This is a genomic window from Vibrio sp. Vb0304 (assembly GCF_033338995.1).
Classification (GTDB): domain Bacteria; phylum Pseudomonadota; class Gammaproteobacteria; order Enterobacterales; family Vibrionaceae; genus Vibrio; species Vibrio alginolyticus.
In genome coordinates this window covers 20,425-37,592 of record NZ_JAWOTT010000030.1, presented here as the reverse complement: position 1 = coordinate 37,592, position 17,168 = coordinate 20,425, and the positions used below count along the sequence as shown (strand labels likewise).

The 17,168-nt window shown below is 46.5% G+C and carries 18 protein-coding genes; 8 read left to right on the top strand and 10 right to left on the bottom strand.

Annotated elements, in window-relative coordinates; translation table 11 throughout:
- Positions 1 to 34: 34 nt before the first annotated feature.
- Both R7P35_RS21700 and R7P35_RS21695 read right to left on the bottom strand, forming a co-directional pair.
- The gene (locus tag R7P35_RS21700; protein WP_213904678.1) at positions 35 to 346 is read right to left on the bottom strand and encodes a cupin domain-containing protein; all 312 of its coding nucleotides are present in this window, start codon (positions 344 to 346) and stop codon (positions 35 to 37) included.
- A 9-nt stretch (positions 347 to 355) separates the two neighbouring features.
- The gene (locus tag R7P35_RS21695) at positions 356 to 1,006 is read right to left on the bottom strand and encodes a Qnr family pentapeptide repeat protein (RefSeq protein WP_005374358.1); all 651 of its coding nucleotides are present in this window, start codon (positions 1,004 to 1,006) and stop codon (positions 356 to 358) included.
- A gap of 495 nt (positions 1,007 to 1,501) precedes the next feature.
- On the opposite strand from R7P35_RS21695, the gene ompW reads away from it, so the two are divergent.
- The 3 genes from ompW (at position 1,502) to R7P35_RS21680 (ending at position 4,873) form a co-directional block, all read left to right on the top strand.
- Positions 1,502 to 2,146, top strand: coding sequence for an outer membrane protein OmpW (gene ompW, locus R7P35_RS21690; RefSeq protein ID WP_005374357.1), 645 nt, complete (start codon positions 1,502 to 1,504; stop codon positions 2,144 to 2,146).
- A 214-nt stretch (positions 2,147 to 2,360) separates the two neighbouring features.
- Entirely contained in the window at positions 2,361 to 3,386 is a 1,026-nt protein-coding gene (locus R7P35_RS21685; protein ID WP_005374355.1) for an HlyD family secretion protein, read from the top strand.
- On the top strand, positions 3,383 to 4,873 hold the full coding sequence (locus R7P35_RS21680; RefSeq protein WP_213904679.1) for an MDR family MFS transporter: 1,491 nt from the start codon (positions 3,383 to 3,385) through the stop codon (positions 4,871 to 4,873). The genes R7P35_RS21685 and R7P35_RS21680 overlap by 4 nt, the downstream gene beginning before the upstream one ends.
- A gap of 96 nt (positions 4,874 to 4,969) precedes the next feature.
- Here the strand turns inward: R7P35_RS21680 and R7P35_RS21675 are convergent, their stop codons facing one another.
- Positions 4,970 to 5,215 (bottom strand): Rho-binding antiterminator, encoded by a 246-nt coding sequence (locus R7P35_RS21675; RefSeq protein WP_005374351.1) that lies wholly within the window; start codon positions 5,213 to 5,215, stop codon positions 4,970 to 4,972.
- Between the two features lie 181 nt (positions 5,216 to 5,396).
- On the opposite strand from R7P35_RS21675, the gene R7P35_RS21670 reads away from it, so the two are divergent.
- Positions 5,397 to 6,533: an MBL fold metallo-hydrolase gene (locus tag R7P35_RS21670; RefSeq protein WP_213904702.1), complete on the top strand. Its 1,137-nt coding sequence runs from the start codon at positions 5,397 to 5,399 to the stop codon at positions 6,531 to 6,533.
- A 76-nt stretch (positions 6,534 to 6,609) separates the two neighbouring features.
- On the opposite strand, the gene R7P35_RS21665 is transcribed toward R7P35_RS21670, so the two are convergent.
- From R7P35_RS21665 to R7P35_RS21645, 5 genes are all read right to left on the bottom strand, one after another.
- Complete coding sequence (locus R7P35_RS21665) at positions 6,610 to 7,035, bottom strand: VOC family protein (RefSeq protein WP_017821017.1); 426 nt, start codon at positions 7,033 to 7,035, stop codon at positions 6,610 to 6,612.
- A 175-nt stretch (positions 7,036 to 7,210) separates the two neighbouring features.
- Positions 7,211 to 7,696, bottom strand: a complete 486-nt coding sequence (locus R7P35_RS21660) for a VOC family protein (protein WP_005374344.1) — start codon at positions 7,694 to 7,696, stop codon at positions 7,211 to 7,213.
- A 139-nt stretch (positions 7,697 to 7,835) separates the two neighbouring features.
- A complete protein-coding gene (locus tag R7P35_RS21655; protein ID WP_213904681.1) occupies positions 7,836 to 8,165 on the bottom strand; it encodes a DUF4144 domain-containing protein in 330 nt (109 codons plus the stop codon).
- Positions 8,166 to 8,189: 24 nt separating this feature from the next.
- On the bottom strand, positions 8,190 to 8,726 hold the full coding sequence (locus tag R7P35_RS21650) for a DUF924 family protein (protein ID WP_017821016.1): 537 nt from the start codon (positions 8,724 to 8,726) through the stop codon (positions 8,190 to 8,192).
- 69 nt (positions 8,727 to 8,795) lie between these two features.
- Positions 8,796 to 10,643: a M3 family metallopeptidase gene (locus R7P35_RS21645; protein WP_213904682.1), complete on the bottom strand. Its 1,848-nt coding sequence runs from the start codon at positions 10,641 to 10,643 to the stop codon at positions 8,796 to 8,798.
- Between the two features lie 276 nt (positions 10,644 to 10,919).
- On the opposite strand from R7P35_RS21645, the gene R7P35_RS21640 reads away from it, so the two are divergent.
- Entirely contained in the window at positions 10,920 to 11,282 is a 363-nt protein-coding gene (locus R7P35_RS21640) for a hypothetical protein (RefSeq protein WP_054575251.1), read from the top strand.
- A gap of 70 nt (positions 11,283 to 11,352) precedes the next feature.
- On the opposite strand, the gene R7P35_RS21635 is transcribed toward R7P35_RS21640, so the two are convergent.
- Positions 11,353 to 11,526, bottom strand: coding sequence for a hypothetical protein (locus R7P35_RS21635; RefSeq protein ID WP_005374332.1), 174 nt, complete (start codon positions 11,524 to 11,526; stop codon positions 11,353 to 11,355).
- 234 nt (positions 11,527 to 11,760) lie between these two features.
- On the opposite strand from R7P35_RS21635, the gene R7P35_RS21630 reads away from it, so the two are divergent.
- The 3 genes from R7P35_RS21630 (at position 11,761) to R7P35_RS21620 (ending at position 15,567) form a co-directional block, all read left to right on the top strand.
- A complete protein-coding gene (locus R7P35_RS21630; protein WP_213904683.1) occupies positions 11,761 to 12,903 on the top strand; it encodes a sugar diacid recognition domain-containing protein in 1,143 nt (380 codons plus the stop codon).
- A 158-nt stretch (positions 12,904 to 13,061) separates the two neighbouring features.
- The gene (locus R7P35_RS21625) at positions 13,062 to 14,414 is read left to right on the top strand and encodes a GntP family permease (protein ID WP_005391886.1); all 1,353 of its coding nucleotides are present in this window, start codon (positions 13,062 to 13,064) and stop codon (positions 14,412 to 14,414) included.
- Positions 14,415 to 14,430: 16 nt separating this feature from the next.
- Positions 14,431 to 15,567 (top strand): glycerate kinase, encoded by a 1,137-nt coding sequence (locus R7P35_RS21620; RefSeq protein WP_042522351.1) that lies wholly within the window; start codon positions 14,431 to 14,433, stop codon positions 15,565 to 15,567.
- 95 nt (positions 15,568 to 15,662) lie between these two features.
- On the opposite strand, the gene R7P35_RS21615 is transcribed toward R7P35_RS21620, so the two are convergent.
- Entirely contained in the window at positions 15,663 to 17,099 is a 1,437-nt protein-coding gene (locus R7P35_RS21615) for a PLP-dependent aminotransferase family protein (RefSeq protein ID WP_017634360.1), read from the bottom strand.
- Positions 17,100 to 17,168 lie beyond the last annotated feature (69 nt).

Below are 17,168 nucleotides of genomic sequence, written 5' to 3'. Positions count from 1 at the left end.
AGCGCCTATTTTTTGGTTTAAGATCGTTTTGTATTTATTGATAAAACACCGCCAACCAGATGGTTTCTTGCGTTGGGTCAGTCCAGCTCACTTTGTGTTTGGTATGAGCGGGAATCGTAACGTGCTCGCCTGCCTCAAGTCGTTGCACGACACCTGATTCAAAAGTCAGCTCACCTGCTCCTTTAAGAACCAAGACCCATTCATGTTCTTCTTGATCGTACCAGCCACTTTCGGGAGAGGTTTGCCCCGTTGAGAGAATGCGTTCTATACGCAGGTTTTTGTGGGTCAGCAGGTCTTCGAACACTTCCTCGTCGAGGTTATTCGGTAAGTCTTTAAACAGGTTCATGGCCTTTCCTTAGAGAATGATCAGTCCAAAAGGCGCAAGCAATTGCTCTTGTTGCCAATCACAAATTTTAACACCAAACAGAGAAACGCGGCGAACATCCAGCCCGTCTAGTTCGACATGAGTCAGATCACACTGCTCAACGTTAAAGGTTCCCCATTGTTCTGGCGAGAATTCGCAGCGAGATAAATCCGAGCCTTTGAGAGTTGCCCCTGCGAGGTTCGCACCGTTCCAACGGTTTTCAAAGAGGTCACATTTTTCTAGTAACACTCGCTCGAAGTTACAGTAGGTGAGGTTGCAGCCAGTAATAAAAGCAGAACAGAAAAACATGGTGTTACTGACGCGATTAGCAAAGTTCGCACCTTGGAAGTTTGCCCCTTTGAGATCGCACTTACGTAGCTCCAAGCCCATACAATTTGCGCCGTTAAACAGGCTCATCGCCAACATGCAGTTCGTAAAGCTAGCGTCTTTTAAGTTCGCGAAGCGAAAACTACACCCTTCTAGCGCTTTGGATTCGATAAAGCGACAGTCGATGAACTTAGCATCGCGCAGATCGGCATGGTCGAAACAGCACATATAAAAGTGGCAGTTTTTAAAGGTAGCATTCTGAAAATCGTGATGAGAAAAGTTTTCTCGTTCAAAAATGAGATCGGTTTTTAACATGTCTTCTCCTTAGTTGCGAGCAGACTAGCACTCCAAGTGACTGATTTTCCAGAAAAATAACTTCTTGTATTTCAGTGTTTTACAAACCCCTCAAATCGCGATTTTAAGGGGTCAAACGAGCTTTTTAAGTGGGTTGTTTTTTGAAAATAGAAGACGTAGAGGACGAAAAAAGTTTTTGCTGGCTACGAGCCTTAACGAGAGGATTCGCATTTATGGGTATGCATGGCAACTCACACGCACAGTTTGCATTACAGAATTGTATCCTATTTGCATAATTTGTTGATCAATATGGCGTTTCTCCATACAAAAAACCTATATTTTTCACAAATTGATTTCCATCAAAATAGTAGGGTTTCTATGTGCTAGATTGCGCACAGCTCAAAAAGATATAGATACCCGTGTGCTTCAAGGCGCTGAGTTTACTTGAAATCTCAGATCAGTTAGCAGGCACCCCTTTGGGTACGACATAACGAAGCCCTACGAAAGGAAATAAAAATGAAAAAAACAATCTGCAGTCTAGCAGTGGTTGCTGCACTCGTGTCACCAAGTGTTTTCGCTCATAAACAAGGTGACTTCGTTCTTCGTGTTGGTGCGGCGTCTGTCGTTCCAAATGACAGCAGTGATAAGATTCTTGGTTCTCAAGAAGAGTTAGAAGTTGACTCAAATACGCAGCTTGGTTTGACGTTTGGCTACATGTTTACAGACAACATCAGTTTAGAGCTTCTAGCAGCAACACCATTCAGCCACGATATTTCAACAGACTTGTTAGGTCTTGGTGATATCGCGGACACCAAACACCTTCCACCAACGCTTATGGTGCAGTACTACTTTGGCGAGCCACAAAGTAAGTTCCGTCCATACGTGGGTGCAGGTCTCAACTACACCATGTTCTTTGATGAGGGCTTCAATAGCACGGGTAAAGGCGCTGGTCTTTCAGATCTTAAGTTGGATGATTCATTCGGTCTAGCAGCGAATATTGGTGTGGACTACATGATCAACGATCAATGGTTCCTCAACGCTGCTGCGTGGTACGCAAACATTGAAACAGAAGCAACTTACAAAGCAGGTGGAGAGAAGCAAAAAACCGACGTCAAAATTAACCCTTGGGTATTTATGATCAGCGGCGGTTACAAGTTCTAAGAAAAACCAGTAGTTACACGCACATTACTATTATTGGCATGACTTTGGGGGCGGTTACGGGGACTGCCCCTCTTTTTTATCCTCGTTTTGATTGCACATCATTTACTCAACTTAGCAACATGCAAAATTGGATCTTTACCTTGCAGATCATTTTATTGTCCGAAGATCGAAAAGTCCTACACTGATCACATAATTGAACAAGTGGACAATATAAATGAGCGACGACATCGCGAAGCATTCTTCCGCCAGATCTAAGCTGGTAAAAACTCTTTTCTTCACTCTCTGTGTTATTGCATTTAGTGCGATGTATTGGTCTTGGCAGTATTCTGACAGTCATCCAAGCACGGAAGATGCCTACGTTAGGGCAAAAATTTTGTCGGTAGCGCCTCAGGTAAAAGGCCAAGTGGTTTCCGCGGATGTCAAAGACTTCCAATCTGTTAACAAAGGTGACCTACTGCTGAAGATAGATTCACGCCCATATTTGTTGGCAGTGAAGCAAGCAAAAGCGGCATACCAATTGGCGGTCCAGCAACATGACGTTGCCGATAAGCAGGTAACTGAAGCTGTTGCGGGCTTAGATGCGGCGCGCTCTAACCTGATAGAAGCGCAAGTGGAGTACAAACGTACGGATTCCTTGGTGAAACGCAAACTGGCGTCGAACCAAGATTTAGATACGGCAAAAAACAAACTAGCCAATGCCCAAGCGAGCCTGGAGCAAGCGCGCGCGACGGTAGAAAAAGCCATTGCGAACCGTGGTGAAGAAGGCGCAGAGGCTGCGGTTGTTCAACAAGCGGGAGCACAGTTAGCGCAAGCAGAGCTGAACTTGAGCTACACCGACATTACGTCACCAGTGGATGGCATTGCCGGTGAGATCAATACGCACGTAGGCTCGGTCGTTAGCGTGGGTCAAACGTTGTTCCCTGTGATTTTAAAAGACAGCTATTGGGTACGCGCGAACTTTAAAGAAACCGATCTTACTCATATTAAACCTGGCATGCATGCGGATGTGGTGATTGATATGTACCCAGACGTGGTGTGGAAAGCAACGGTAGAACAACTATCGCCTGCGAGTGGTACATCGTTCTCCTTGATGCCACCAGAAAACGCAACGGGTAACTGGGTTAAAATCAAACAGCGTTTCCCTGTACGTTTGGCATTAGAAGTACCGGCCGATGCGCCGCAACTTCGCGTGGGTGCGAGCTCAGAAGTCACCATTGATTTGCAAAGTAGCGTGCAATGAGCCATCAAATTACGGCAGACAAACGGGGGATTGCCACCGTCGCCGTGATGCTTTCTGCCATCATGGTGTTAATCGATATGACCGTTGCGAACGTGTCGCTATCGCACATGATGGGCGCGTTGGGCGCAACGGCAGACCAAATTACGTGGGTGTTGACGGGTTACAGCATGGCGGAAGCGATCTTCATTCCGATGACCAGTTTCTGGGTGTCGCGTTTTGGTGAACGCAAAGTCATGTTGGTTGCTGTGATCGGTTTTGTGATTGCCAGTGCGCTTTGTGGGCAAGCACAGTCTCTTGAAGAGATGGTGCTATTTCGCATTATCCAAGGCGCTTTCGGCGCGTCGGTGATTCCATTGGCGCAGTCGACGTTAGTGCAGATTTATCCGTATGAGCAAAAAGGCAAAGCGATGGCGATTTTCTCCATCGGCATTTTGCTTGGTCCTATTTTGGGCCCAGTTGTGGGTGGTGTGATCACCGACAACATTAACTGGCGCTGGATTTTTTACATCAACTTGCCATTCGGTTTGATCTGTACCTCTTTGATTTATCGCTATATCCATATCGACAGCAAATCCAAACCTAACTTTGACTGGTGGATCATCGGTTACATGGCGTTAGGTGTGGGCGCGTTGCAGTTTGTGTTGGATAAAGGGAATGAAGACGACTGGCTCGACTCACGTATGATTCAGACGGCGATATTGCTCGCAGTCATGGGATTGGTGATGTGGATATATCGCAGTTGGAAAACCAAAAGTCCAATAGCGCCATTGTGGCTACTGAAAGACCGAAACCTTATGGTCTCGTCATTGATGATTGCCGTGGTGTCGATGGCGATGTTTGGTCTGACGACTCAACAACCAATGCTGTTGGAAAGCTTGCTGGATTATCCGGTCTCAACCACTGGCTTATTAATGGCACCTCGTGGGTTGGCGTCAGCGGCGATGTTGATTTTGGTGATTAAGCTCAATCCGCAATTCGATCCCAGAATCAAAATAGTCTTTGGCTTGAGCTGCATCGGGATTGGTAGCTATTTGATGACGCAGTACTCACTGCAGATCGATACATTTTGGATTGTGATGCCGAGTATGATTCAGGGGATGGGGCTTGGTTTAACTTTCTCGACGCTATCCACCTTGGCGTATTTAACGATTCCGAAAGAGCAATCTGTTGCGGCGGCGAGTATTTACAATCTGTTCCGTACCATTGGTAGTTCGTTTGGTATCTCTATCGCAACCACGTTCCAATATCGTGATAGTCAGCAGCAATGGCATGCGCTGGGAGAGGGTATTAATCCTTATAATCCTAACTTGCATGACTGGGCGGCCAATCAGGGGCTTTCTATTACCGACCCGGTTGCGTTAGACCAATACCAACAGATGTTGCAGCAGCAATCGCAAATGGTCGCGTTTGTGCACACCTTCCAGCTTGTGGGAGTGATGTTCGTGATCATGATGCCGATGCTGGTTTTCATTCGGTCGCGTGAATAACATGAAGTTCCGGTGAATAGTGTAAGAGAACGCCTCTCAAGTTGTGTCAGCTTGAGAGGCGTTTTTTATTGGACAGTGCCAGTGAAAGAAGGACGTTTACTCAAATGTCACTTCGTCAAAATGCGGATTGGTTTTGAGCGCGCGCATTGCGACTAATTGTTCAGTCGGGAAGGCGGTGTGCTCACCATCCATATCTAAAAACAAGCACTCTTGTCGCTGCATGTCGTAGCCTGTGTCGAACGCGTTGCCCTGATGAGTTTCACCATTTTTTAGTGTGATCTCGATAGGGAGCTTAAACATACAGGCGATTTCAATAAAATCGTATTGGCTGCAAGTCACCATAGCTTTCTCCTTTCAAACCGACGCAGTATTCAGAAGGTTTGAGAACCGCTTCCTTAATATAGAAAACGTTTGATTGAAACTGAATCTTCATCTTACACCTCATTTTGGTCACGAAATAGACATACACGCACGTTTTAATAAACCTACTGTTGAGCGTTCGCAAGCGAGACAAAACTACGATATGTCTGAAACGATACTTAAGCGCACATACCTAACGAGTGAACAAAAGACACAAAAGCCAAGTTCACTGATTTCCCCTCAAACCTACCATGCGCAGTTGGCGCACCGTGTTCACCACTCGCCTCAATTTGAAAACGGCCGCGTTAAAAACGAGATGCCAAATATCCCTAGCCCGCAATCATTCTGGCAGGTGTGTTGGAGCTATCTTGGTGGTAGAACGCCATTGAGTCCTAACGAACATCTGCCACATTTCCCAATTCAACCTACGCAGTTTGCGCAGAGAAGTGAATCGATGCGCGTTACTTGGCTGGGCCATTCCACCATGCTGGTGGAGGTCGATGGCATTCGAATTCTGACTGATCCGGTATTTGATTACGCTTCTCCGTTCATCGCAAAAGCGTGGTTTGAACGCAATATTCCCAATACCCATGCCAGAGATTGTTTGCCGATTCCTGAAATGATCGTGATTTCGCACGATCATTACGACCACTTAGAAGCATCGACCATACGTTTCTACGCTGATAAATCCGTGACGTTTTATGTGCCCTTAGGGGTTGGCAAGCATCTGATAAAGTGGGGCGTTTGCGCAGACAACATCGTGGAATTCGATTGGTGGGATAGCGTGCACTATGCCGGAATCGAACTGATTTGTACGCCCGCTAACCATAATTCTGGTCGTACTTATTTCGATAAAAACTCGACCTTGTGGGCTTCTTGGGTCATCAAAGGTAAAGAAGAGACGCTCTATTTTAGTGGCGATTCAGCTTACGATTCGCACTTTTCCGAGATCGCAAAGCGATGTGGGTCAATCGACATTGCTTGTTTGGAAGTGGCTGCCGATGTGAAAGGCCAAGGTTATCCGGTCGAAAACTGGGGGCACATGCAGGCTCACCATACCGTGCAAGCGTTTCGCGATTTAAATGCGAAAAAACTGCTGCCAGTACATTGGGCTACATACGAGCTGTTTACTCACCGCTGGGACGAACCGATTTTAGATTTGCTTGCCCATTGTCAAAAAGAACATATAACGCTGCTGACGCCAATGCCGGGGGAGAGTTTTTACGTTCATAAAAAACAGATAAATAAACAATGGTGGCGAGAAAAAGAAACAGGTGAGCCAGCTAGAATTTTGACTTAATAATATGTTCTTACTTCAATAATTATTTTAGAAGTTAACCTTGTTATTTTCAGAATATAACAAGGTTTTTACTCGCTTACTCATCAATCACTTGAGGTTTTAACTCGACGACATTTCCTTCCGGATCATGAATATAGAGTGAGCGACCGAATCCTTGTGCTCCGTAGCGTTTCGCAAACTCTTCGGTTTCAATGCCGTTCGAACGCAGATATTCCAGTAATTCATCCTCGGAAAAAGGCGCCAATTGCAGGCAAAAATGGTCAATATTACGACCATTTTGAACTGGTGGCTTACCGCCGAGTTGGCCTAATTCGCTGTCTACCGTCACCACATCAATCAATGCGTTACCTGCCCTAAGTTGAGTTAAACCAAGTTCCGTTACTTCGCGTTCGACAGGGCAGCCCAAAATGTCTCGATAGAAATGCAACATAGCATCGAGGTTACAGGTCCTTAAAACAACATGATCAAGCGCTTTGATGGCGATTGGATTTTTGGTGGGCATACTTCACTCCTTTTTGCATTGTGTTGAGGTAAGTATAAAGTGACCTTAAAAGTGGTGAGAGAAATGATCAAATTCCAGATGTTTTTTTGCTAGAGCGAGTGCAGAAACACTGCAACTCAAAGCAAACAAAAAAAGGCTAGCGTATTGCTAGCCTTTTGGAATATGGATGGGGCTATTACTCGTAATCAGAAGCGTAAGTTTCTTCGTAAGTGTGTGAGTAAAGCTCGAATAGGTTGCCGAATGGGTCTTCTAGGTAAACCATTTTCGCAGGCTTATTATCGTCTTCTGGGTGGTAACGCATGATGTCCATGCGAACTTTGCCACCTAGTGCTTCGGTGCGTTTGATAGCACCTTCAAAATCGTCTGTCTGCAAACAGAAATGGAAGATACCGATGCGAGAAAAATCCACTTCATGGCGCTCTTGACGCTCTTTCATTTCGAATAACTCAAGGCCGATGCCATCACTTGTCACAAGGTGCGCAATGTTGAAGCCTTTAAAGCCTTCCCCAAAGACCGCAATACACATTCTGCCAATTGCCGTTTCGCGTTCTTCAATCACTTTCGTGTTGCCCATAACGACTTTTAGACCTAGCGCTTGCGTGTAAAACTCAACCGCTTTGTCCATATCTCCGACCATAATACCGACATGATTCATTTTCATTTGTTTGCTCCCAACATGTGTGTTTGAACGTTGTCTTGTTTCGATGTGGGAGAGTATATGGCGTGATGTTGATTACATGAAATTATCATAAATTATAAAAATGATAATTTTATTTAATGCTATGCGTGTTGGGATTGAGTTAGTGAGCTAAGGCCTCAACAGCTTGCCTCACCGAGGTGAAATGAATCTTGATAATGCACCGTTGCGCGAGGCTGAATTCATGCGATTGGATTAATGACGTAACCTCTTCTACGGACAGCGTTCGTTCTTTTGGGTGTAAAAGAGTGGTGTTCGAACCATTGTTTTTCAATTCGAACGTGTTGCCATTTGAGTCAATAACGTAATCATCTTGCCCAAAAATGAGGGCTTCGCATTCAGAGTCTAAGTCGGACTGGGAATGCGTATAGATCAGCTCATCGTCGCCGTCTAGTTTTAGCAAGCATGGCCAACATATTGCGTGGTCTCTCATGGTTAACTCATTATTCATTGTTATTTAGAAACTTGACCCAGGTTGTTGCAAAAACGCTAACTCTTCGGGAGTGCTCTTTCTTCCCAATATCGCATTGCGATGAGGATAGCGCCCAAACTGGTCGATGATGGCTTTGTGTTTTAGCTCAAAATCGTAGTTATTTTCAAGCCCTGATGCGCGAAACAATTTTTCAGCTTGGACATGAATGAGGCGAGATTCGCTGTGCATAAACGGCATGTACAAAAAGCTTAGCTGCTCAGGCGCTAATTCTTTGTCGTAACCTAACCGAATTGCCTCTTGAGCCAATGCTAATGCGAGTGGGTCTTGTGCAAACGCTTTTGGGGTGTTGCGATACACATTACGTGAAAACTGGTCGAGGACGATGATTTCGGCCAATCGTCCTTGTGCGCTGTTACGCCAATTAAACAGTTCACAACGAGCGGCTTGTTCTAATACCGAGGCAAATCGCGATGCAATACACTTGTCCAGTTCTGGGTTGTTTTCAAACCAATTTTGGGGCGATAGCTCCTCGAACCAAAATTTGATGACTTCTTGGTACATGGATCTTCCTTCTTATTGCATTAGCTAAAGAATAAAAAGCCAGAAGGCGAGCTCCTGGCTTTCTGCGTGTTATCGACCGTAAGCCTCTACGATGTAACGTTCAAAATCGTCACACATTTGTTCGTCAGAGATGGCGTTGCTTGCCAGCTCTTTACTGCCGTCGACGACTTTAATCGCGGCGTTCAGTGAAGCGACTGATGCTCGCTCTCGCGTCGCAAGTGAGTCGATTTTCTTCTGCTGCACTTCCCATGCCTGTTCTGGCGACAGGTTACACACGTCTGCAAGGTATTTGGCATTGAAGCCTTCGCCAGTCAGGCTGACAATGGTTTCGTTGTGCGACAAGTGATTGCCTGCGTGCCAGTAGTGTTTTGCCAGCAGTGGGCCAATTTCTGGGTTATCCGTCAGGTAACCAAACTTCTCAAGGAAGTATGCACGGGTCTGATACACCGCCATGTGCGCGAGTAGATAACCTTGATACGCACAAGCCGCTTCGTCGGATAGCAAATGTGGAATCGCCATCAGTGGGCGAGGGCTGCATTCCAAACCAAGGATCTGTTTTTCACAATCGCGAGCGAGCTTAGTGATGCGCTCTGGCGTTAACTCGTCATCGCTCAATTGATACAACGCGCGCTCAAAATATGGCACAACCAAGATGCTACGTTCTTCATAAGCTTTGAATGGCTGACGGCTGTTGATCATTGCTTGAATAATCTCATCAGGCACAGAATTCCCTTCATCATCCAGTGCGTACTGTTTTAGCCAATCGGCATCGGTTAACAGGCTATCACAGAACATCGACTGAGTTTCTGCATAAGCCATTGACGTCGGCGCAAACTCCTGCGAGAAACAAGGCGCGTTCATTTTTACGTTCGCAAAGTGTGCTGCGTGGCCGCCTTCGTGGAACAGCGTGTTAATGCCATCGTAGCCGCTGCCCACTTGGTCTGGTTTGGCATTACTGGTGAAGTTCACCTGCGCTGCGACCCACTCGCCTTGATTATAGAAAGAAGGAATAGGGCCGTGGCAGAACCCATTCGGGTACTTACCTTTGCGATCTAGTAAATCCAGCGTTAGCGTCGCACCAGAGTAATCAATATTTAGGCGACCAAATGATTCTACCCAGCGTCTCAGAGATTTTGAGAACGGCACGTATGGGTCAAGGTCACGCATAACGTCACCCGCGAATGAGTAAACAAAGTTGTAGCCTGCTAGTGCGCTTGCGCCTTTCTCTTTCGCCAAGTTTTCTAAGCTGTTTAGATGCGCATCTCGCGTGCGTTGTTCGAAATCTTCCAAAATCTCGAATAGCTGTTCAGAGCTCATCTTTTCCGTTTTTTGCACGGAGTAATCAAAGAAAGTCGCATAACCGAGTGAGCGAGCGAACTGGTTGCGCAGTTTGATCAGTTCAATAAAGCCGTTTTGCAGTAGCCATTGTTCAAGGTTCAGCAACGCTTGATGAGCCGATTGGCGAACTTCTTCATGATTGCTGGTGCGAATGGTTGAGCTTAATACTGGAAGTGAACCTTCTACTTGCTCGCCGTTCTCATCGGTAAATGTTTGTACGTGGTTCTGTTTTTTCTCGAAGAGCTCAGCTTCAAAGGCAATGAGCTGATTTTTCAACGCTTGTGCTTTTTCGCCCTCGATAGCGTGAGATTCAAACATCGCCAGCCAACCAGATAGACCCGTAATGGTTTGTTGTTTCTCTTGTGGGTCGGTAATTGAGTCCGCGGCTTCAATCTGTTGTTTGATGTCAGTAATTTGCTCGGCGTTGCTTAAAAAGCTTGTCCATGCCGTTTGTGCTTGCGTCGAGCCATCATGGTCATCGCTGATCCCCATGTAAGTTTCCCAAAAGAAATCTTCTTTGGTGCGGTGAATCGCAAGGTAACGTTGATTGAGGTCGTTGAGGTAATCCGTTGCGGTCATTTTGATCCTTCAAATGGTTTCGTTATGTAGACAGTTGATTATTGCACGCTTGGTCGCGAGAAAGGAACGCTAATCTCATTTGTCGATTTTGCATCGCGTAAAGGTGATTTTACTATTTGTTTACATTTGGGTGAGTTAATAGGAGTTATGAGCTTGCAGTGTTAAGACTGGTATGGAGTTTACAGTTTATTAAGTAATTAATCTGCGGTGCGCTATCGATGATCCTTATCAGGTGTAATAAGATTTCCATATCGTGGCGATACAGTTGGAAACGATATGATAAATAAGACAAAAGTTACGTTATTGGCGGTAGGTACGATTTTAGTTGGATGTTCCACAGTCGCGCCACCAAGAAATGATGCGGTTGAAAGCATTCAACAAAAGTGTTCTGTGATTTTAAGCAATGATGTTGCGGGCGATCAGCGCTGGCAGACGTACAACGGCTTGCTTGTAGAATATGCCGTGCATGGCGTTAAGAGTCAGGCGCAACTGGAACATTTTGAAGCGTTTGTGCAGAGAGTGCAAGATGATGAGTCTGGACAGTTAGTTACTGAGTTGATTGAGGTCACCGACTGGGGATGCTCAAACGGCAATTATCTAGAAGAGATGAGCTTGTTTATTCAAGAAGTTCAAAAGTAAAAAACCGAGCGTTAAGTCGCTCGGTTTTTCTGTTTGTGGAACGCTTTTGTGCGCTGGCTCGTCAGGACGTTTACTCCTCTGGATACTCGCCCATACCTTGCGTTTTACCTTCCGCTTTCCAATGCTCTCCAGGAGCAAATGCTTCATCGCATAAATCTACGGTGTAGCCCATTTCTGTGATTTCCTTCAAAGTGAGGTTATCAGCAATATTTGCAACTTCCCCCGATTTATTCCGTAACTCCATGTTGATCTCTCCTCTGTAGGTAGACGAGTGGCATCAATGCACAGTGAAGAATGCATTGGTAACCTTTGTTCTAAGTATATAACCCGTTGCTAAAAATGAAGGTTTAATCCACTTTTTAAATATGGGCAATTGGATAATGCTTTGAGCTGCTTCCGTTATTTAGAACCGCAGCATCGCGATAGTTTGCCATTTGTGATTTATTGAGTGATTAAACGGTCAATTTGGAAACTCGAAATGGTGATTCTCGACCACGCTTTAGCACAACAAATTGTTGATCGAACCATGTCCATCATTGGTCACAATGTGAATGTGATGAACTCGGCAGGCATCATCATTGGCAGTGGCGACCCTAAACGTGTTGGGCAAGTGCATGATGGCGCGGTACTGGCGCTGAATCATGGCGATTCGCTAGAGCTTAATGAGCAGCAATGTTTGACGTTGCAGGGTGTCAAACCCGGTATCAATATGTTGTTGAAATTACATGGCGACGTGGTCGGTATTGTTGGCGTCACAGGAGAGCCGGAGAAAATCCGAGATTTTGCAAAACTGGTTAAAATGACCGCTGAACTAACAATCGAGCAAGCTGCGCTGGTGGAAAAATTTCAGTGGGACAGACGTCATCGTGAAGAGTTTATTCTGGCTTGGATCAATGGCAAATTGACCGATGAAGAGCTGAAAGATTGGGCGATGCGTCTTTCTATCGATGTTACTCAACCACGGGTGGCAACGGTGATTGAAGTCTCGACGCCGTCGGCCTCGAAAAGCATGAAGAGTGTGCGCAATATTGTTGAGCTGCTTGAATACCCAGAGCGTAACAACCTAGTTGCGATTGTCTCAGTGAATGAAATTGTGGTGTTGAAACCGTGTCATTCCGCCAAGCAGTGGGATAGCCAAGTTGAAAGTGAGCGCATTGATAAGTTGATGTCGCGTTTAAGCGATCACGATTCGCATACGTTTCACATTGCGCTAGGGCAGCTGTTTAATGAGCCTAAAGATGTCGCGTTGTCATACCAAAGCGCGAAGCAGGTATTAGCCATTGGCAAGCAGTTCTACCCAGAGAAACGTAAGTACCTGTTCGATGAACTTCGTTTGCCTGTTTTGTTAGCGCCGTTGGCGGATATTTGGCAAGGTGAACAAATTATTGATGGTGTGAAACGGTTGAAAGAGAAAGACAAATCTGAGCAATTATTGAAAACCCTAGATGCACTGTTTGAATGCAATGGCAATGTAACAGAATGCTCTAAAATGCTGTTTATTCACCGGAACACTCTGCGCTATCGGTTAGAGAAAATCACCGAGATAACAGGGCTACCAACTACCAATTTTGTGGGGTTAGCGGAGCTTTATATTGCGACTCGGCTCTCAAAAATGTCGTGATATTGTGCATCTGCACAATACGCGTCATTTTTTGACCACATCATTTGTCACTCCGCCTAAAGGAATTCTAAAGCAAACGATTAATAATTCATGCGTCCCTACATGTTGAGTGAGCCAACACGGACTCGCTCAGCAAAATAAGAATAAATGGAGTTATCATGAACCTTATATTAATCCTGCTCGGGGTGATCGCATTTATTGTGCTCACGACCACCAAATTCAAATTACATCCCTTTTTAGCGCTGATCATCGCGGCGTTCCTTGCGGCATTTGCTTACGGCTTACCGGCAGATAGCATTGCCAAAACCATTGCTTCTGGCTTTGGCGGCATCCTTGGTTACATTGGTTTGGTTATCGTTTTAGGTACTATCATTGGTGTTATTTTGGAAAAAAGTGGTGCGGCGATCACCATGGCCGATACGGTCATCAAAGTGTTGGGTGAGCGTTTCCCAACATTGACCATGAGTATCATAGGTTACATCGTTTCTGTTCCGGTATTTTGTGATTCAGGCTTTGTCATTCTGAACTCGCTCAAAGAATCACTCGCGAAGCGTTTAAAAACCTCAAGCGTTGCGATGAGTGTGGCGTTGGCAACTGGCCTATACGCAACGCACACGTTTGTGCCGCCAACTCCTGGCCCGATTGCCGCTGCGGGTAACTTAGGCCTGGAATCTAACCTTGGTTTAGTGATTGGTGTGGGTGTGTTTGTTGCAGCGGTTGCGGCGTTAGCGGGGATGTTGTGGGCGAACCGATTCCAACATGTTGAACCAGATGGCATTGAAGCCGTAGAAGAAATTCAGCAAGACTGGCAAGCACTCAAAGCGTCTTACGGCAAATTGCCAACGGCGAGCCAAGCATTCGCTCCTATTTTTGTTCCTATCTTATTGATCTGTTTTGGCTCTATCGCGAAATTCCCAAGCCTACCGCTGGGCGAAGGTTTTGTGTTTGATGTTCTGACTTTCTTAGGACAGCCACTAACGGCATTGGTGATTGGCCTGTTCCTTTCTGTTCGCCTACTCAAGTCAGACAACAAGATTGAAGAATTTGGCGAGCGAATCAGCCAAGGTATTACGGCTGCTGCGCCTATTCTTTTGATTACCGGTGCGGGTGGTGCATTTGGCGCGGTATTAAAAGCAACGCCGCTAGGTGAATACTTAGGTACGACGCTATCGGCGCTGGGCGTGGGTATTTTCATGCCATTTATCGTTGCGGCTGCGCTAAAGTCGGCGCAAGGTTCATCAACGGTTGCATTGGTGACCACATCGGCTTTGGTTGCGCCTATGCTTACGCAATTGGGGCTCGATTCAGAAATGGGCCGCGTATTAACGGTGATGGCGATCGGTGCTGGTGCGATGACGGTTTCTCATGCAAACGACAGTTTCTTCTGGGTAGTCTCGCAGTTTAGCCGCATGTCGGTGGGCTTAGCGTACCGCGCGCAAACCATGGCTACGCTCGTTCAAGGTGTCACGGCAATGGCATTGGTGTACATTTTGAGCCTCGTTCTCTTATAAGTCTCTGGAAATACGTATGAAAGTGGTAATTGCACCTGATTCATTTAAAGAAAGCTTAACCGCCAAACAAGTGAGCGAGGCGATAAAAACGGGTCTTGCTCGCGTATGGCATGATGCTGAGTTTGTTACGGTTCCGGTCGCAGACGGTGGCGAAGGCACGGTTCAATCTTTGATAGATGCAACTCAAGGCGAACAAGTCTTCACAACAGTGACTGCGCCATTAGGGAATGATGTTGAAGCGTTTTATGGCATCCTCGGCGACGGCGAAACTGCGGTTATTGAAATGGCGGAGGCCAGTGGGCTACACCTTGTGCCGAGTGACGCTCGCGACCCAAAACTGACCAGTAGCATTGGTACCGGACAGCTGATCAAACACGCGCTAGACAGAGGCATTCAACGTTTAATCATTGGTTTGGGCGGCAGCGCTACCAATGATGGTGGCGTGGGCATGTTGACCGCGTTGGGGGTGGCGTTTCTTGATGAATCTGGTCATGCAATTACCCCAAATGGAGGCGGGTTAGCGGCGCTTGCGTCCATCGATATTTCTGGTCTTGACCCTCGTTTAGCAACTTGCGAAGTGTTGGTAGCGTGCGATGTTGATAACCCACTCTGTGGTGACAAAGGCGCGTCGGCTATCTTTGGCCCGCAAAAGGGAGCGACCGTATCAGACGTTACTCTGCTCGATAACGCATTGCGCAAGTTTGGCGAGTTGACGGAACAAGCGACGGGTAAGCATGTACTGACTCGTGAAGGGGCGGGTGCTGCTGGTGGTATGGGCGCGGCCTTGCTCGGGTACACGCCAGCACGTTTGCAACCGGGAATTGAGATTGTGCTTGAAACGGTCAAACTTGCTCAGCATGTTGCGGATGCGGATATCGTATTTACAGGCGAGGGTCGAATCGATCATCAAACCGCACATGGCAAAACGCCGATGGGCGTTGCTCAGGTGGCTAAGCAGTGTAATTTACCAGTCATTGCATTAGCAGGCTGTGTGGGCGACAACTATCAGGCGGTTTATGAGTGCGGCATTGATGCGGTGTTTGCTTGTGTACCAAGGGCGATGAGCTTACCTGAGGCCATGAAAGAGGCCGACGTCAACGTTGCTAATTTAGCCGAAAACGTCGCGAGAATGTGGCAAATTAAGTCGCACTGAAGGCGATGACGATATGAAAAACTCCACCTTTGCGTGGAGTTTTTTGTTGTTACCTGTTTACGTGTGTCGGCATAAGTTCATTTAGTAAGAGCGAGTTAACAGGCATGCTTTGCTATCAATTTTGCCAGTGTTTGCATCGCGTGACTCCAATCGGTTTCATGACCAAAGTTTGCCACGCTGAGGCGCACGCAATGTCGATATTGCCCTTGAGTGCCAAATACGGTGCCGGGAAGTAGGCTGATTCTGTGCTTATTGCATGCTTGATACAACGCATAGCTGTCCGTGTCTTCGGGCAGTCGCAACCAAAGTAAGAACGAGCCTTGTACGGCGTTGATCTGGTATCGATTTTTTAGAGGTTCGTATTCATCCAAGTATTGATGAAGCATCTGTATAAATCGTCGCATGTTGTTTTGATAAACCCGACCCATTCGCGCAGTATGCGTTCGATACTTGCCTGACGTTAGAAACGTTGCCACGGCGGATTGCATCAGGTTCAAACTGCCCATGTTCTCACACAGTAGATATTGTTCAATTTGGTCTCGATATCGCCCCGCCAACATCCAACCAATTCTCAAACGCGAATCGAGCGTTTTGGATAACGAATTCACGTAAATTACGCGTTGCTTGTCATCGAGCAATCTCAAGCTTGGCAACGGCTTATCATAACTTAACCCGCCAAACACATCGTCTTCGATAATAGGAATATTGCCGGACGCCAATAGTAATTGTTGACGCTTTTCTAGCGGCATCATAGCACCAGTAGGGTTGGTGAAGTTTGGCGTTACGATGATCGCTTTTATGTCCCATGTCGCCATTGCTTTTGCTAAGGCTTCGGGGCACATACCGTCGCGTGGGCAACTCGGAATTTCCACCACTTTGAGGCCGAGTGATTCTAGCATCAATAAGTTGCCAAAATAGCAAGGGGACTCCACCGCGACGATATCGCCTTTTTGTGTCGTTGCGCGCAGCGCTAGGCTAATGGCTTGTTGCGCGCCGTGCGTCACCATGATCTCATCCAACTTGGCTGGCGTGCCCAAATCTTGTGTGATTTTCGCTAGTTGTTTGATTAAGAGGTGATCACCGGGTGGTAATTGGTAATGGCTCGGTACATGCGTTTGCTGGCGGCTGTGGCGGCCGATCTCGGCGTACAAGCTTTTGATCGCGGGGGAGTCAATGTTTGGGTGGGCAGAACCGGTAGGCAAACGCTCTTGGTATTCAGGATAAGTAAGGATTTCTTTGCAGATCGAGAGCAAATCCACGCGAGTCGGATCCGGAATTGAGCGAGAGGTCGGCAAGGCGACTTTAACTCGATAACCCGATTTGGGAACCGAGTAAACCAAGTTTTGTGCTTCCAGCTCTTGATACGCACGAATCACGGTATTTTTACTGACGTTTAATTCTTGGCTCAACGAGCGAATGGAGGGCAGTCGATCATCCGCCTGATAAACGCCACCATTGATGGCTTGTTTGAGGTGTTTTTCCACCACGAGGTACTTATTCCCTTCACCGCTTTCCAATAAATCTGTACCCATAAAAACACTTCCATCTGTCACTTTTTGAAAACACTGTACCTAATTACATTAGCAGTATCTCAAAACATA

Bases quoted from the DNA above. Each gene is read 5' to 3' on its own strand.
- R7P35_RS21700 (WP_213904678.1), bottom strand. From the start codon at position 346: ATGAACCTGTTTAAAGACTTACCGAATAACCTCGACGAGGAAGTGTTC.
- R7P35_RS21695 (WP_005374358.1), bottom strand. From the start codon at position 1,006: ATGTTAAAAACCGATCTCATTTTTGAACGAGAAAACTTTTCTCATCAC.
- ompW (WP_005374357.1), top strand. From the start codon at position 1,502: ATGAAAAAAACAATCTGCAGTCTAGCAGTGGTTGCTGCACTCGTGTCA.
- R7P35_RS21685 (WP_005374355.1), top strand. From the start codon at position 2,361: ATGAGCGACGACATCGCGAAGCATTCTTCCGCCAGATCTAAGCTGGTA.
- R7P35_RS21680 (WP_213904679.1), top strand. From the start codon at position 3,383: ATGAGCCATCAAATTACGGCAGACAAACGGGGGATTGCCACCGTCGCC.
- R7P35_RS21675 (WP_005374351.1), bottom strand. From the start codon at position 5,215: ATGGTGACTTGCAGCCAATACGATTTTATTGAAATCGCCTGTATGTTT.
- R7P35_RS21670 (WP_213904702.1), top strand. From the start codon at position 5,397: ATGTCTGAAACGATACTTAAGCGCACATACCTAACGAGTGAACAAAAG.
- R7P35_RS21665 (WP_017821017.1), bottom strand. From the start codon at position 7,035: ATGCCCACCAAAAATCCAATCGCCATCAAAGCGCTTGATCATGTTGTT.
- R7P35_RS21660 (WP_005374344.1), bottom strand. From the start codon at position 7,696: ATGAAAATGAATCATGTCGGTATTATGGTCGGAGATATGGACAAAGCG.
- R7P35_RS21655 (WP_213904681.1), bottom strand. From the start codon at position 8,165: ATGAGAGACCACGCAATATGTTGGCCATGCTTGCTAAAACTAGACGGC.
- R7P35_RS21650 (WP_017821016.1), bottom strand. From the start codon at position 8,726: ATGTACCAAGAAGTCATCAAATTTTGGTTCGAGGAGCTATCGCCCCAA.
- R7P35_RS21645 (WP_213904682.1), bottom strand. From the start codon at position 10,643: ATGACCGCAACGGATTACCTCAACGACCTCAATCAACGTTACCTTGCG.
- R7P35_RS21640 (WP_054575251.1), top strand. From the start codon at position 10,920: ATGATAAATAAGACAAAAGTTACGTTATTGGCGGTAGGTACGATTTTA.
- R7P35_RS21635 (WP_005374332.1), bottom strand. From the start codon at position 11,526: ATGGAGTTACGGAATAAATCGGGGGAAGTTGCAAATATTGCTGATAAC.
- R7P35_RS21630 (WP_213904683.1), top strand. From the start codon at position 11,761: ATGGTGATTCTCGACCACGCTTTAGCACAACAAATTGTTGATCGAACC.
- R7P35_RS21625 (WP_005391886.1), top strand. From the start codon at position 13,062: ATGAACCTTATATTAATCCTGCTCGGGGTGATCGCATTTATTGTGCTC.
- R7P35_RS21620 (WP_042522351.1), top strand. From the start codon at position 14,431: ATGAAAGTGGTAATTGCACCTGATTCATTTAAAGAAAGCTTAACCGCC.
- R7P35_RS21615 (WP_017634360.1), bottom strand. From the start codon at position 17,099: ATGGGTACAGATTTATTGGAAAGCGGTGAAGGGAATAAGTACCTCGTG.